Annotated in this window: 6 protein-coding genes; 5 read left to right on the top strand and 1 reads right to left on the bottom strand. The window is 47.2% G+C overall.

Annotation, left to right across the window (positions count from 1 at the left end):
- Positions 1-64 precede the first annotated feature (64 nt).
- A complete protein-coding gene (locus JT719_RS17365) occupies positions 65-5,926 on the bottom strand; it encodes an MBG domain-containing protein (RefSeq protein WP_207434836.1) in 5,862 nt (1,953 codons plus the stop codon).
- A gap of 1,051 nt (positions 5,927-6,977) precedes the next feature.
- On the opposite strand from JT719_RS17365, the gene JT719_RS17360 reads away from it, so the two are divergent.
- The 5 genes from JT719_RS17360 (at position 6,978) to JT719_RS17340 (ending at position 15,860) form a co-directional block, all read left to right on the top strand.
- A complete protein-coding gene (locus JT719_RS17360) occupies positions 6,978-9,776 on the top strand; it encodes a hybrid sensor histidine kinase/response regulator transcription factor (RefSeq protein WP_207434830.1) in 2,799 nt (932 codons plus the stop codon).
- Positions 9,777-10,282: 506 nt separating this feature from the next.
- Positions 10,283-10,441, top strand: a complete 159-nt coding sequence (locus JT719_RS17355) for a hypothetical protein (protein WP_207434829.1) — start codon at positions 10,283-10,285, stop codon at positions 10,439-10,441.
- Between the two features lie 61 nt (positions 10,442-10,502).
- A complete protein-coding gene (locus JT719_RS17350) occupies positions 10,503-11,840 on the top strand; it encodes a sugar porter family MFS transporter (protein ID WP_207434828.1) in 1,338 nt (445 codons plus the stop codon).
- A 13-nt stretch (positions 11,841-11,853) separates the two neighbouring features.
- Positions 11,854-12,765 (top strand): carbohydrate kinase family protein, encoded by a 912-nt coding sequence (locus JT719_RS17345; RefSeq protein ID WP_207434827.1) that lies wholly within the window; start codon positions 11,854-11,856, stop codon positions 12,763-12,765.
- A gap of 17 nt (positions 12,766-12,782) precedes the next feature.
- On the top strand, positions 12,783-15,860 hold the full coding sequence (locus JT719_RS17340; RefSeq protein ID WP_207434826.1) for a SusC/RagA family TonB-linked outer membrane protein: 3,078 nt from the start codon (positions 12,783-12,785) through the stop codon (positions 15,858-15,860).
- The last annotated feature ends 1 nt before the right edge of the window (position 15,861 follow it).

Below are 15,861 nucleotides of genomic sequence, written 5' to 3'. Positions count from 1 at the left end.
GTACAAAAACAAAAAAGCCTCTTGCTTTCAGAAGCAAGAGGCTTTTTTACTGAGCTAGGAAAGGTTATCTCTTCAGTACACGTAAGGTTTGTACCTTGGAGCCAGTGGTTAACCGGATGATGTACATTCCCACATTGGCGGATCTGGCATCCCACTTGGCTTGAACGGTTTCGCCCGCTACGGCTTCCCCTTGCTGCAGACGTTTTACTAAGGCGCCTTTCAGGTCATACACATCCAGGGTGTACTCCTCATCCTGGGCCACACTAAACTCAACGGAAGCTTCGTCTGTGAGTGGGTTAGGATAGGTAGTGAACCGGGCTTCTTTCACCTCAACTTCTTGCGCCACAGAGGCAGAAGTAGCAGTTGTTGTAACCGTTGCAGTTGAACCAAAAGAACTGTTGCTACTTACTTTCAGGTTGCCTTTTGTAACCAGCTGTTCCGTTGTTTTCACGCCGTTCCAGCTTCCGGAGAACCATAAGCCACCCGATTTATTCCAAACGGTAATGCCAATTTTATCAGAGGTGCCCGGTTCTCCGGCATCCGTCATGGTTACCTGTAAGGTGGCATTGCCGTCTATGGCTATTGGAGCAGCAGGGTTTGTGATATCCTGGATATTTGCCTTGCCATTGAAAACAGCGGTGGGGTAAGGGTGCGCCGTTGTTTTGCTGATGTCCACCGCCAGGGAAGTCATCACATTTCCTTTCACCTGGTACACTCTTCCGTCTTCTCCTCTTACAATGGTATTAATGTTCCCCTGCAAGTTGGTGCCTCCTTTGTTGTACTTCACGTTGAACCCGAAGTTGTTCTTGGTGCCTTGTTTCGGTTTTATAAGCCCGGTTGCATTGGTGAGGGTGGAGAATCCGCCACCGGTGATAAAGTCACTAAGCGGTTTGGAGACAGTCACCACAGTGTTATCCTCGGAGCTGTTGCGATTGTAATAGTTGTTCACAATGATTCCGATGGTAAAGGTGGCAGAATTAGCACTGCCGGTGCTTAAGGAAACATTGGCAGTTGCTGTTCCTGTTTTGGTATCCCCTGAAGATACAAGACCTACCGGAGCGGTGGCCAAAACAACGCCAGTTTCTCTGTTTACAAAGGAAACGGTTGCATTACGGATATCACCGGGGTTAGTATCTGAGTTATCTACTGCCGAGATATCCTGAATGGTAGCACTCAATGTAACCGTAGCAGAATTACTTGTTGCGCTGGAAGTGGAGGCAAATACAGCACCTGTATAGGTTGCAATTGCATCTTCCTTGGTGATGGTTAAAGTAGCATTGTTTAGATTGCTAAACGTCAATGCATAATTGGTGCTCAAAGCAAGGTTACCCTGGGTGATGGTGTATGTAGCTGGAGCCTCACCGGTAGTTCTACCTAGTTTACCTGTAAAGGCATCACCGGATAGAATAGCCGGAGAAACTACATATTCAAACACCGGATCAAGGTCGCTGTATTGTTTCGAGTAGGATTGTTTAGGCGTAACCACAACCGCCAAGGCCGTGATATTGGCAGAGGTTACCGTTTCTGTATTGCTTAGAGCATAGTTAAGGGCATCAGCTCCTCCCGTCACAGAAATTCCACTCACACTTACCGGCTTGTTGGTGCCTTTGTTGGCATCATTAAAGGAGGCAGAGGTATAAGCAGTGTTCAAGACATCTCCTTCTACTCTGTTGTCAGATAAAGTAACCGTGGCCGCTGTGGTGCCATCGTATACTTTATTGATTCCAGTGGCAGATACCGTCAGTGAACGAGCCTGGATTTCTGCTTCATCTGTGGCAGTAGCTCCTTCTGCCAGCATGTAATTTGACGCTTGCGTTCCGCTCAGGGTAAGATTACGCGCGGTAGCAGTACGAATACCCACCTTTTTGGAATCGAAGGAAACGTTTCCTACTACCAGATCAACGGCCGTCTCCTCATTCACTAATCCACTTACAGATTTGCTGCTTAACGTAGCGGAGGTGCCTCCATCGTAGATTTTGTTTTCAGCGATGATGTGCGGAGTCAATAGTTTGGCCGTGATGGCAAAGGTGTTTGTTTCTGCCAAGCTTAAGGTATAGTTGTCTCCTGCGGAAAGGGTTCCCATTTTGTAATCATAGGTAGCCACGTTTTCCCCGCTAGTTCTGGACAAAGCACCAGAGAAACTGTTGCCCTGCAAGAGCTTTTCGCTTGGAGTATAGGAGTACACGGGATCAGGTGAACCGTATACCTTGGATTGATCAGGGTTGGCTGTGATGGTGATTGCCTTTGGTGTGATGGCGAATGTATTTTCACCTGCTAAGCTAAGACTGTAGTTGCCTCCGGCAGATAGGGTACCTAAGCCATAACTATAGTTACCCACATTTACTCCTTCTTCTCTGCTTAACTCACCGGTAAAGATATTACCTGGTAGTAAGGCTTCACTTGGTGTGAAGGCGAAGGAAGGATCTTTAGAACCGTATACCTTTTGCTGACCAGCATTGGCTGAGACTGTTATGGATCTCTGCTGGATGGTGACATTGGCAGTACCGTTTTCATCATGGTAATTTGTGCCCCCGTCAAAGGACCAAGAAGTGGTGCCGCCTGGTACATTGGTGTAGCCAGCTGCAAAGCTTAGGTTTTCTGTGAGGTCCTCTCCGATTACGCCTGTTGCGGTTCCTGTAGCTGTGTGCGCTATGCCATCATAAGTTCCACTGAACTCTTTGATGGCAATGGTAGCTTTTGCTTTGTCAATGGTCACCTTTGCAGTTCCGGAAGCATCATGATAGTTGGTACCTCCCTGGAAATTCCAGGCGGTGGAACCTCCTGGCGCGTTGGTGTAGCTGGTTAAAAAGGCAAGTTGTTTGCTTAGGTCCACTCCCCCTACACCTGTTGCGTTTCCGCTTGCAGTGTGAGAAGCCCCGTCATAGATACCCTTATAGTCTTCAACAGCGATAATGGCCGCAGCTTTATTGATCACGAGAGTACCCAGCTTTTGATCGGCAGCTTCATAGTTGGTGCTAGCAGCGTAGTCAGCGGTTACTTCATAGGTACCTGCATCCGTTGGATTCTCAATGGTGTTAGCATCCTGCTTGTAGATTACCGTGGCGTTTCCTAAAACTGTACCGTTAACTCCTTTCACCAAGGCACTTTCAACATAATGGGCTTGGCCGTCATAGGTTGGTGCTTTGCCTGCTATAAGCGTTATTTCTGGTTTAGCTTTAAGGATGGTAATTTCTACACTGCCCTCTGCATCCTGGTAGTTTTTGCCTCCTTTAAACGTCCAGTTTGCCATACCACCTGGTGCATTGGTAAAGCTTTCACCTAAGTTTAAGCCGGACAGTTCCTCCCCGTTCACGTCTAGTGCCTCGCCGGAAGCGCCATGTGCCTGACCATCGTAAGTGACGGTTTTGCCCACAACCGAGATTTTGGCTTCTGCTTGAGCAATTTTGAGGATATCATTGATTGGTTCGGCTTCATAGTTATCATTCTTCAAACTGGCGGAAACCGCATAATCACCGGCATCTGTACCGGACCCGCTCACTGTTACACCGCTTACACTAGGTTTTGCAACTGCGGTAGCTTCTTTCACTTTTCCGTCATAGGTGAACTCAAGTTGGCCAAATTCAAGTGCTATTTTGGCTTTGTCTACAAACAGATTAACTGTTTTAGAGGCGGCATGGTGGTTGTCGGTTTCTTCAGCAGTAACAGATAATGATTGAAGACCGGCATTCAATACAGTTCCTAAAGCAGGAGAGTATTTTAAGGTTGCTCCTCCTAAAGCTTCGGCATTTAACTGAGTATCAGATAAAGCGGTTCCGTATACTATATTCTTGGGGTTAGCCCAGTTAATCACTTGTTCAGCTTTAGAAATTACTAGTGTACCAGTAGCATTGATAGCTTCGTAATTGTTGTTAGTGATTGAAGCCTGAACTATGTAAGAGCCTGCATTAATTGGTGAAGTAACTGCAATGTCATTTTGACTATAATTTATACTTACACCACTTAGTCCAGCAGGGCTGATGCTGTACCCCACAGTCTTAGGTGAACCATCAAAGGTCTGTTCTAAATCATCTACCACTAAAGAGAGGGAAGCTGTTGCTTTGCCAACAGTTAAACTTCCAGCAGCAGAACTAGCAGCATAACTTGCCTCTGCCGCGAACGTTGCCTCAGTAGAATAGCCGGTTGTTGCAGCATTAATACCAGCAATAGAAACGGTTTTACTGGCTATACCCTCACTGTTTGTGGTTGCTGATCCTACTGGTGTGCCATCAATTGAGAAATTAATGGTCTTACCGCCCAACAATGTTGAGCCTGATTTAAGAGTGGCAGAAAGTGTCGTTGTTTCACCATACGTTCCTGAAGCATGTGCTATGGTAAGAATTGTTGGGCTGATGATAGTTACACTTACTGTGCCTGCTAAACTTGTACATCCATTTACAGTGGCAGTGACTGAGTAGGTGCCAGTGGCTGCAACAGTGACATTTGAAATAGATGGGTTTTGCAGAGATGATGTAAAACCATTTGGCCCAGTCCAGTTATAAGTTGCCCCTGGTATTGAAGAAGCAGTTAAATTTAATGTACCCCCTGCAAGTAAGGGACCATTACTTGAAACTGTAGGGGATATTGGTAAAGGCTGAACAGTGACAACAAAAGCAAGAGAAGTGATTGAGCAGCCTTTGTTATTTGTTATGGTGACTGAATAACTACCCGCATTTGAAACTGTGTAATTAGGTTGTTTTGCAGGATTTCCGTTGATGGCGGTGCCGTTCAAATTCCATTGGTAACTGCTGATGGTTTCAACACCTGCTGTAGAATTTACAGTAAGAGTTGTATTCCCTCCACTACAAAAAGATGAATTACCAGTAATTGTAGCAGTTGGTAGGGCATTCTCGGTAACTGCTGTAATTGCAGAAGTAGCAGAGCAACCACTTGTATTGGTGACAGTTACATTATAGTTGCCGGTCTCTGTGGCTGTATAAGTTCTAGAAGTTGCTCCGCTAATAGGTTGGCCATTCTTATTCCATTGATAACTAGTAGCGGTTGAAGCAGTCAGTAATACACTTCCACCTTCACAGAATGTAGTGGAAGAGTTAACAGAAATCACAGGGATAGAAGGTACCACTATCGTTTTTAATCCACTTGGATTTGAACTGCCTGTTTTGGTGTCTTTACTGTCGTTTGTTGTTATATCTGATGGCTGGGTTCCATTGACACTTATTGTGCTTCCATTTGTAGCTGTATTAGCAACATCCATGGTAATCCAATAGTATCGAAAGTTATTACCTGTGTTATGATTAAGTCCAGTAAAGCTTTTCGGCCCAGCACTTGAGATTGAAGTTATAGTGCCAAGGGGGTTGTTTGTTTGAAATGTAGGAGAGCTAGTCCAATATAATTTAAAATTGATTATATCTGATGCTTTATAATTCCCAAAAGTTGTAAAACTAATACTTGTAACAGTTCCACCGCTACTTGTGCCATTGAGGGAAAAGCTATGGATTGGAACATTTATGGAGTTTAAACATACACTACTAGCAGTTACTGAATTGCTACTTATAGCAATTCCTCCATCTGTAAAAGTTGTAAATTCTTTAAAAGAAGATGTTTTACCTTCTGCACTAACCGTAAACTTTACTCCCCAATGCCTTTCTTCTACTTGGTAATCAATCTTCCAATTACCATCGGCATCTACAACCACATCATAGACATGGTAATCAGGATAGTCTGGTTCTTCTTTGAATTCCACATGTACTTGTTGGTCTAAAGTCCATCCGGTACCCGTAATGTGGGCGATCTCACCTGGGGCGTAATCATCCTTGTCTGATGTCACTGTTGGCAGTGGTAATCCAGCCTCAGTATAGGCGTTTTGGGCAAACGCGCCTCCGGTTAGGAAGAGGCTGAAGAAAAGGAAGAGCAGGAGCCCGTAGCACCTGGAGTTTTCCTTTACAACATTAGGTAAGAGTACATTCATAGATTTTGATTTAAGATTAGATAGAAAAGATTAATACTAGCCGCGCCAATACTCTTCAGGAGAAAGTTGGTTTAAGCAGGGCAGCGACTCTGATAGGGATTTTCATAATATTATGTAAAGCTAATCCTAGTTTTAAAGGGGATAGTTACATTTCGTTGAACAAGCTGTTATTCCTGTTGAAATAGGTATATAGTTAGATTAAATTTTAACTTTCGAAGTCAAAGTATAGACTGGACTTATTGTAGTGTAAGGTTAATTAATTATTAATGAGTGGGTTATGTGAGCGTTTGATGCACAGATGAAGTGGTTGCACTTGTTGAGCTCTAATCAATTTTCATATGTAAGCATTACTGGTTTTTTTGTGAAGGCAAGATTGAATGAGAGGGCCTCTGCTGTTGCCTGTTTATGGCATTGTTTTCTACATAGCACACAATTCATCAATGCTTTACAGAAACTATGCAAAAGACGGGTATGCTCCCTTTAGTGACAATTGAAAGAATCAGAAATCTAAATAGGAATAGGGCTTTCCACTCTGAAAGAACCAATCGCCATTCTTGTTCTCTCAAAAAGTTTCCGCTTCCAATTTTGGTTTTAAAGGAGTACAGAGAAGAATCAGTGAATACCTGACAGATGGAAAAGATGGATTGAGTGGGATAGATTTAAAGGAACTAACATTATCAGAACTTTTCCCTTAATGGGGCAGAGGGTTACTCAGTGAGGTCTTGTATCAGCCTGTGGCTTACTCTTATACCTTTACTTTACTTCATTCATTGATGCTGTAAAGTGTTGAAGTTGAACCACCGGAAGAGAATTGTCAGTAGGCAATAATCATGTAGTTTGGAGGAGTATTTGCAACAATTAAAACCAGTGTTGAGACACTTACCAAATCATTCTATCCCTAACTAGCAAGATCAGTCTATAGGAAGTAATTTGAAAATCCTGCAAAAGAGCGTACTTTAGAGGTGATATTATTGAGATTTATTTGGGAGAGAACAAACTTTTTGAAGGATTCAGATTATTATCCACTGAAAAATTCACAAACACAGGTTACATGAAAGAGAAGGCATTTGAGAAGTGGGTTTTTGGACTCTTTCTATTGGTTAGCTCCCTTTTTGTTTCCTGTAACCAGGCAGAGGAAACCAAAGAGTTTACCATCGGTTTTTCCCAGTGTACCGAGGGAGATGCCTGGCGCAAAGCCATGCACAAAGAAATGCTGCGCGAGGCTTCTTTCCACCCAGAGTTTGACCTGCAAATCAAAGACGCCCGGAACAGCAACGCAGAGCAGGTAAAGCACATCCGTGAATTCATTGACCAGAAGGTTGATTTGCTTATTGTCTCTCCCAATGAGGCTGAGCCCATCACACCGGTAGTGGAGGAGGCGTTCGAAAAAGGAATTCCGGTGATTCTGGTAGACCGCAAAATCAGTTCTTCTTCCTATAGTGCTTACGTGGGAGCCGATAATTTTCAGATCGGGAAACTGGCTGGTGAGTACATCGCCAACCTGCTGAACGGGAAAGGGAAGATCATTGAGGTGTGGGGGCTGAAAGGAACATCGGCCGCGGTGGAGCGCCATAGAGGCTTTCAGGAGGCTACCAAGAATTTCCAAGACATTCAAGTGGTGGCCGAGGTGGAAGGCGAGTGGGAGAAGGAAGTCGCCAAAAAGCGTTTTCCGGCCGTTTTTCAGAAACAACCCCAAATTGATCTGGTATTCGCCCATAACGATGTCATGGCGTTAGGGGCTTACGAAAGCCTGCAGGGGCATCCGGCCCAACAGCAGTTGAAGTTCACCGGTTTTGATGGACTTGCCGGGCCTAACGGTGGACTCCAATTCATTGAAGATGGCATTTTAGATGCTACGTTCCTCTATCCTACCGGAGGGGAGGAGATTATGCAATCGGCCTACAACATTCTGCATAACCGGCCTTACCAGAAAGAGAATATCCTGAACACTACTGTCATTGATGGGCGTAATGTGCACATCATGAAGCAGCAGGCCAACAAAATCCTGAGCCAGGAAGAGAACATCAACCGGCAGCAGCACAAGATCAATGAGCAGATCAAGATCTATAACAACCAACGCATGCTGTTGTATATCCTTATCGGCAGTTTGACCGGTGTGGTAGTGCTGGGGGCGTATGCCTTGTATTCCCTTCGGTTGAGGCATGAAACCAACCGGGCCCTGATGGCCAAGAACCGGGAGATCCTGGAGCAGCGCAATGAAATAGCCGAGATGGCCAAGAAAGCCGAGAAGGCCAACGAAGCCAAACTTAAGTTTTTCACAAATGTATCGCATGAGTTCCGCACGCCCCTCACTTTGATCCTGGGTCCGGTGGAAGACGCTTTGCAAAGCAATATTCCCATGGGCCTGAAAAAAGACATGCTCCTGGTGAGGCAAAATGCCATGCGCCTGCTTAAACTGGTGAACCAGCTGATGGATTTCAGGAAGGTAGAGCGCAAGAAGATGCGTTTGCAGGCCTCTGAATCTGATCTGGTCAGGTTTGTGGAGGAGGTTGCCCAGTCTTTTGAACGGCTGGCCCGCAAGCGCCACATCCAACTGAAGGTAATCTCCCGGCTGAGGGAAATCAACGTCTACTTCGATAAGGACAAGGTAGACAAGGTCCTGTTCAATCTGCTTTCCAATTCTTTCAAATTCACGAGGGAAAACGGGAAAGTCACCATCCTGCTGGAGTTGTCTGAGGACAGGAACCACGTGCTGGTCACCGTGGAAGACACCGGAAAAGGGATGACTCCTGCTCAGGTAGCCAACGCCTTTGACCGTTTTTACACCGCCGAGGACAATACCAGCCTGGGAACAGGCTTAGGACTGGCTCTGTCTAAAGAGTTTATCAAACTGCACCATGGTGAAATCTCGGTGGTAAGCAAAGAGCGGGAAGGAACCCGTTTTACGTTTAGCCTACCGTTAGGCAAAGAACACCTCAAAGAAGAGGAGATTGTGCTGGAGACCCCCAAAGCGGAACAGAATGCCCCGCTGGTGGCCGGCGTGTTAGACGCTGACCTGGAGTTGTTTAACGGTCAGTCAGCCCCGGAAAATGCTTCAGTGGTCAAGGAGCACACCATTTTGGTCATAGAAGACAACAAAGAGCTCCGGGAGTTTCTTTCCTCCAGGCTCATGGCCGATTTCAATGTGGTAGAGGCTCCGCAGGGGAATTATGGCCTGCAACAAGCCTTCGACCTTGTGCCAGACCTTATCATCTGCGATGTCACCCTGCCGCAGAAGAACGGGCTGGAAATCACGGCTGCCCTCAAGACTGATGTCAGGACCTCGCACATTCCCGTCATATTGCTCACCGCCAAAGACAGCCTTGAGTACAAAATTGACGGCATCCAAGCCGGCGCCGATTTGTATGTGACCAAGCCTTTCAGTTACCTCTATCTGCTGGAGCGGGTAAAAGGCCTGATCAGAAACCGCGAACTGCTCAAGGTCTACTACAACAGCGCGATTGCAGTTGACACCAAAGTCCATACGTCCCAGCCTAAACAGTTAGACAAGAAGTTTATCAATGAGGTAGCCGCCCTGGTGGAGCAAAACCTGCAGAACCCAGACCTGAGCGCCAATGACATTGCGGCTGGCCTGGGCATGTCTAGGGTGCACGTGTACCGTAAGATGAAGGCTCTCCTAGGTTACTCCCTCAATGATTACATTGTCAATTCCCGCCTGAAGAAAGCCCGGCACCTGCTGCTGAACAGCCAGATGAATATCTCCGAGATTGCCTATGAGGTAGGCTTTTCGTCGCCGGCCTATTTCTCCACCGCGTTCAAGAATCATTTCAACATGAGCCCTTCAGATTTTAAAGCCTCCAAACCTGGCAAGGAGAAGAAGACTGTATAAGAAGTAAGTTTACTGAGTTGTCAGACACCCCGTTTATAGATTGTTTTTTAGAAAACAGCCTATAAATGGGGTTCTTTGCTTTCGCAGGAACTGAAGTGATGGATGATGCCCATCATCTATAATATGCTTTCCCCTGCATCTGCTGTAGCAACTCCAAACTTACGTTTCTAAAGCGATCTGGTAGGTTCTGGGTTCATCGGTCTTTTGTCACAAGTGGGTTCTTCCAAAAACAATCAAACGCATTGATATACAGCCTAAAACTCAAGCAATAATGGTATTGCTTCCACTTCATTTTGAGCCCGCTTTTGTGAAATAGGCCTTAAAACAACATTCACTTCCCTTATAGAACTAAGCTTCCTGTGTTATCAGCCCTGTATGTTTGGGATTTTAAAGTAGGTTCTGCAGTGGGAATATAAAGCTGTCTTTTTGAAGAACTTCTAAAATGGGTTTAGATATGGTTTCGCTTTCTGTCTGTTTTTCAAAAAACAGAGCAAAAACGAGCAAACATGATTTTGCCTCTTAAGCTAACCTTTAGAAAATGTATCAAAAATGTAACACCGGTTACAATTGTGAAAGAACAGGTAAAGATTTATGAATATCAATTAGCTGATAATCAATTATTTATTAAGCAAATCTTAGCAGGTATCAAAATGAGTGCTTTTTGAAAAACAAGTGAAATTGAGTGGTTCTGGAGGTAGATACCTTTGAGAAAAACATTCAAGATTCATGGCTAGCAAAAAAGTATTCTTCTGGTCCATCGTGGTTGCGCTGGGCGGATTCTTATTCGGGTTTGATACTGCGGTAATCTCTGGTGCTGAGAAGGCCATCCAGAAACTGTGGCAATTAACCGTATTTGAGCATGGCCTCACCGTAGCCATTGCCCTCATTGGAACAGTGCTGGGTTCGCTGACCGGCGGTATTCCCTCAGACAAGTTCGGGCGCAAGAACACCTTGTTCGGAATTGCGGTGCTGTACTTATTATCTTCCCTGGGGACCGCCCTGGCCCCGGATTGGTACACCTTTCTCATCTTCCGTTTTCTGGGCGGTATTGGGGTTGGGGTTTCGTCCGTAACTGCTCCCTTATATATATCAGAGATCTCGCCGGCTAAATCAAGGGGCAAACTGGTGGCCTTGTTCCAGTTCAACATCGTGTTCGGGATTCTGGTAGCCTATCTTTCCAACTACCTTTTTGCCGGCATGGGCGAGCATGACTGGCGCTGGATGCTGGGAATACAGACCGTACCTTCCCTCATTTTCCTGGTGACAGTTTTAATGGTGCCTGAGAGCCCGAGATGGTTACTGCTCAAAAGAGCGGGTAGAGCCGAGGAAGCCAAAAGAACCCTGCAGATTGCCAACCCAGAAGCCAATATCAACCAAATGGTCACCGACATTCTGCTGTCTGCCCAGGAGCGTGACGATGACGGCAAAAAGCCTGCTTTGTTCTCCAGAAAACACTCTTTGCCTATTACGTTGGCGGTATTATTTGCCTTTTTCAACCAGGTATCGGGCATCAACGCCATCATCTATTACGCTCCGCGCATTTTTGAGATGGTAGGCCTCGGTCAGGAATCAGCGTTGCTTTCCTCGGCCGGAATAGGCTTGGTCAACTTCCTGTTCACCCTGCTTGCCATGAACGTGATTGACCGTTTTGGGCGTCGTACCTTGATGTTCATCGGGTCCTTAGGTTTGATCGTGACGCTGGGCCTGGTGGCAAAAGCCTTCTATTTGGAGGAGTTCAACAGCCTAGCGGTTCCTATTTACCTGTTCGTGTACATCGCCTTCTTCGCCTTCTCCCAGGGAGCGGTGATCTGGGTGTTTATTTCAGAAATCTTCCCAAATCAGGTGAGAGCGTCAGGCCAGGCTCTGGGCAGCTTCACCCACTGGATCATGGCCGCCGCCATCGCTTTCAGCTTCCCTTACATCGCTGAGACGCTGGGCGGGGGCAATACCTTCATGATCTTTACCGGCATGATGGTGCTGCAACTGCTGTTTGTGTGGCGCCTGATGCCAGAGACTAAAGGAACCTCCCTGGAGAAAATTGAAAAAAGTGTTGTCTTCCACTAAGCCAAAACCCTTTATGCAGCATAAGATAGTTTGTTTCGGAGAAACCTTGTGGGACATCCTGCCCAGCGGAAAACTGCCCGGCGGAGCCCCTATGAACGTGGCCATTCACCTGCGCCGCAACGGATTTGATCCCGCGGTGGTGAGTAGGGTGGGCAACGATGACTTGGGAAAAGAACTGGTTTCTTTCCTGAAGGAACAGGAAGTCAATACCGATTGGATACAAACCGGCCAAACCCACCTCACCGGCGTGGTAAAGGCCAACATATCGGACCGCAACGAGGTCACCTACAAGATTGTGGAACCGGTTGCCTGGGACTACATCCAGTTTGAAGAGAGAACCGCCGAGTTGATTTCCCAGAGCGATGTCTTCATTTACGGTAGCCTGGTAGCACGCAATACCACCTCACAGGAGACTTTGTTCCAGTACCTGCCGTTGGCAAACCTCAAAATCTTTGACGTGAACCTTCGGCCGCCGCACTACACCCCAGAGCGGGTCTTGACCCTGCTGGAATTTGCCGACATAGTGAAAATGAACCACCAGGAACTGGCGGAGATCTGCGAGTGGCTGGGAGCAGAGGGAGACCCAAAACAACAGATGCATTTCCTCAAGGACCGCTTTAACCTGGAACTGGTGATTGTGACCCGCGGTGACAAAGGCGCTGCCGCCCTGAATGAGACCGGCTACTTTGAACATGAAGGATTTCAAGTGGAAGTAGAAGATACCATTGGCAGCGGTGATGCCTTCCTGGCTACGTTCCTCACCAACTACCTCCAAAAAAAGCCACTGGAGCATACCCTGGAGAGAGCCTGCCTGATTGGGGCATTCCTGGCCACGCAGCGAGGGGCTACCCCGGCTTATGTACCCAAGGAGATTACCCCTGCGTCGCTTAATCCTTCCAATAAGAATTCTATTCTTCATCCTTAACAGACAGACAAAAGCACATGAAAAAAATTTTACACCTACTCCTTGTCTTGCTTTGCCTAGCGCAGGCCGTGCAGGGGCAAAACACCGGAGAAATCACAGGGCAAGTGGTTTCTTTCGATAAAAACGAACCCTTGATAGGTGTTTCGGTGGTGGTGAAAGGCACTACCATTGGTGCTACTACCGATGTAGAGGGTAAGTTCTCCCTGAGAGCCTCCGGTGAGGCCACTTTGGTAATTACCTACATCGGTTTTCTTCCCCAGGAGGTGTCGGTGGGAGGCAGAAGTACCCTCCAGGTGAGATTGCAACCTGATACCAAGGTGTTGGATGAAGTAGTAGTGACAGGGTACCAAACCGAACGGAAGAAGGATTTAACCGGTGCTGTGTCTGTGGTGGATACCGATGAGATGAAGAAGCAAGCCGTAGCAAACCCCATCAAGGCCCTGCAGGGGCAAGTAGCAGGAATGGTAGTGACCGGGAACGGTTCACCCAGTGCCCCCGCTACTGTAAGGATCAGAGGGATTGGTACTCTAAACAACAATGATCCGCTTTACATCATAGATGGGGTGCCTACCAAGGCCGGAATGCATGAGTTAAACCCAGCCGATATTGAATCCTTGCAAGTGTTAAAGGATGCCTCTGCCGCCAGTATCTACGGGTCACGGGCTGCCAATGGTGTCATCATCATCACCACTAAAAGAGGAAAAGCCGGGCAGACGCAGCTAAGTGCCAATGTGTATTCTTCTGTATCCCGCTATACTAACCGAACTAAAATGTTAGATACGGAAGGGTACGGAAGGGCTTTATGGCAGGCGCACATTAACAACGGCAGTGATCCTAACAGCAACAGTGTACAATATTTGTTTGACTGGGGTGTTGACCCTCAAACAGGAACCCCGGTTCTGAACAAAGTCCTGGTTCCTGAATATTTAGATGCGGCCCGCACCATGCGTGCCTCCAACACCGATTGGTTCGATGAGATTTCCCGCACGGGAGTTATCCAAAACTATGATGTGTCCCTCTCTAACGGTACTGAAAACGGAAGCTACCTTTTGTCCCTGGGCTATTTTGACAACCAAGGAGTCATCAAAACCTCAGAGTTCAATCGGTTATCAGCTCGCCTGAATTCAGATTACCGTTTCTTCAAAGACCGGGTAACCGTTGGGCAGAACCTGAGCTTAACCAAGACCAAGGAAGTAGGGGCAAACCCCATGAATGAAGCCATGCAGGCACTTCCCCTGGTACCCGTAAGAACCGAAGATGGCAGAGGCTGGGGAGGACCCGTTGGGGGGATGAATGACCGGCAGAACCCGGTGCGGGTAATTGAAGACAACAAGCAGAACGGGTATGATTTCCTGCGCCTGTTTGGTAACTTCTTTGCCGATGTAAAGCTGGTGGAAGGATTGGTGTTCAGGACCAATGTAGGGATTGATTACGGCAACTATTCTCACCGGAGATACCGCAAAAGATATGTTTCCGGGTACCTGAACAACCCAGAAAACAGGTTAGAAACAAACCAGAGCCACAGTATCAAGACTACCTGGAGTAACACCCTTAACTATAGCTATGCGGCCGGAGACCACCGGGTAGATGCCGTGGTGGGTACAGAATACTATGTAGACAATTCAAATTCTTTCTGGGCATCAAGAGAAGGATTTGTGGTGGAAGATGATGATTTCATGTACCTGGATGCCGGGGTAGGCGACAAAGACAATGGCGGCAGCGGGGCCAAACACGTGCTGTTCTCTTACTTCGGGAAGGCCAGCTACTCGTTCAAAGACAAATACCTGGCGTCGGTAACGGTGCGGAGAGATGGTTCCTCCCGCTTTGGGCAGAACAACCGGTTTGGAACGTTCCCAGCTTTCTCCCTGGGGTGGCGGTTAAGCGAGGAAAGCTTTATCAAGAACAACACCACGTTCTTTGATGACTTGAAACTGAGGTTTGGCTGGGGTAAGACCGGTAACCAGGAAATCAACAACAACGCTATTTTCAACCTCTATTACACAGATTACGCCAATACCTCATATGACATTTCCGGGAGAAAAAGCGGGGTGTTGCCCTCGGGTTTTGTGCTCCGGCAGAACGCCAACCCTAACCTGAAATGGGAAGCAAGCACCATGACCAACTTTGGTCTTGACTTTGAAATCCTGAACCAACGGTTCTACGGAAGCGCAGAATACTACATCCGGAAAACTTCTGATATTTTGTTGCTGCCTCCTTACATAGGTACCTTGGGCGAAGGCGGAAACCAATGGGTGAACGGGGCCTCCATGGAGAACAAAGGTTTTGAGTTGTCTTTGGGAAACCGCACCAATATCGGGAATGACCTCTCTCTGGATATCAATGCCAACATCAGCACCTACCGCAACAAAGTAACGGAACTCCCGGCCGAAGTAGTGAATGCCTATGGCGGTGACGGAAGAGGCCAGAACATCCTGGGCAGACCTATCAACTCCTTCTTCGGGTATGTGGCAGATGGATTGTTCCGCAGCCAGGAGGAACTGGATGCTCATGCAGCCCAGAACGGGAAAGGCTTAGGCCGGATCCGGTACAGGGACCTGAACGAGGACGGGGTAATCAATGATTTTGACCGCACCTGGATTGGCTCCCCGCACCCAGATTACACCTACGGCTTCAATGCTTCCCTGGCCTACAAAGGCTTTGACTTCTCTTTCCTGTTGCAGGGCGTGGCCGGGATTGACGTAGTGAACGACTTTAAATACTCCACAGATTTCTGGAGTGTCTCTGAAACCGGTTCCAACAAAGGAGAACGGCTGCTGGGTGCCTGGTCACCTTCTAATCCTAACTCAGACATACCGGCCATTGCCTTAACAGATGCCAACTGGGAAGCCCGCTTCTCTACCTACTACGTGGAAAACGGCTCTTACCTCAAGTTAAGAAATGCCCAGGCGGGGTACACCTTCAGCGGTGCGCTGTTGCAAAAAGCCCGGGTTCAGTCGCTGAGAGTATATGTGGGCGGAGACAACTTAGGCATTCTGCTCAAAAGCAAATCGTTTACCGGGGTTGATCCTGAAAACCCAGGCTTTGGCTACCCAAACCCTACGGTGTTGACGACAGGTCTTAATGTTAGATTCTAAC

The organism is Sabulibacter ruber (genome assembly GCF_017355955.1).
Taxonomy (GTDB): domain Bacteria; phylum Bacteroidota; class Bacteroidia; order Cytophagales; family Hymenobacteraceae; genus Nibribacter; species Nibribacter ruber_A.
Note: the sequence above shows the minus strand (reverse complement) of the source record. Positions and strands in the feature narration are given on the sequence as shown.

Excerpts from the sequence above, each read along its gene's own strand:
- JT719_RS17365 (WP_207434836.1), bottom strand. The coding sequence starts at position 5,926 with ATGAATGTACTCTTACCTAATGTTGTAAAGGAAAACTCCAGGTGCTAC.
- JT719_RS17360 (WP_207434830.1), top strand. The coding sequence starts at position 6,978 with ATGAAAGAGAAGGCATTTGAGAAGTGGGTTTTTGGACTCTTTCTATTG.
- JT719_RS17355 (WP_207434829.1), top strand. The coding sequence starts at position 10,283 with ATGATTTTGCCTCTTAAGCTAACCTTTAGAAAATGTATCAAAAATGTA.
- JT719_RS17350 (WP_207434828.1), top strand. The coding sequence starts at position 10,503 with ATGGCTAGCAAAAAAGTATTCTTCTGGTCCATCGTGGTTGCGCTGGGC.
- JT719_RS17345 (WP_207434827.1), top strand. The coding sequence starts at position 11,854 with ATGCAGCATAAGATAGTTTGTTTCGGAGAAACCTTGTGGGACATCCTG.
- JT719_RS17340 (WP_207434826.1), top strand. The coding sequence starts at position 12,783 with ATGAAAAAAATTTTACACCTACTCCTTGTCTTGCTTTGCCTAGCGCAG.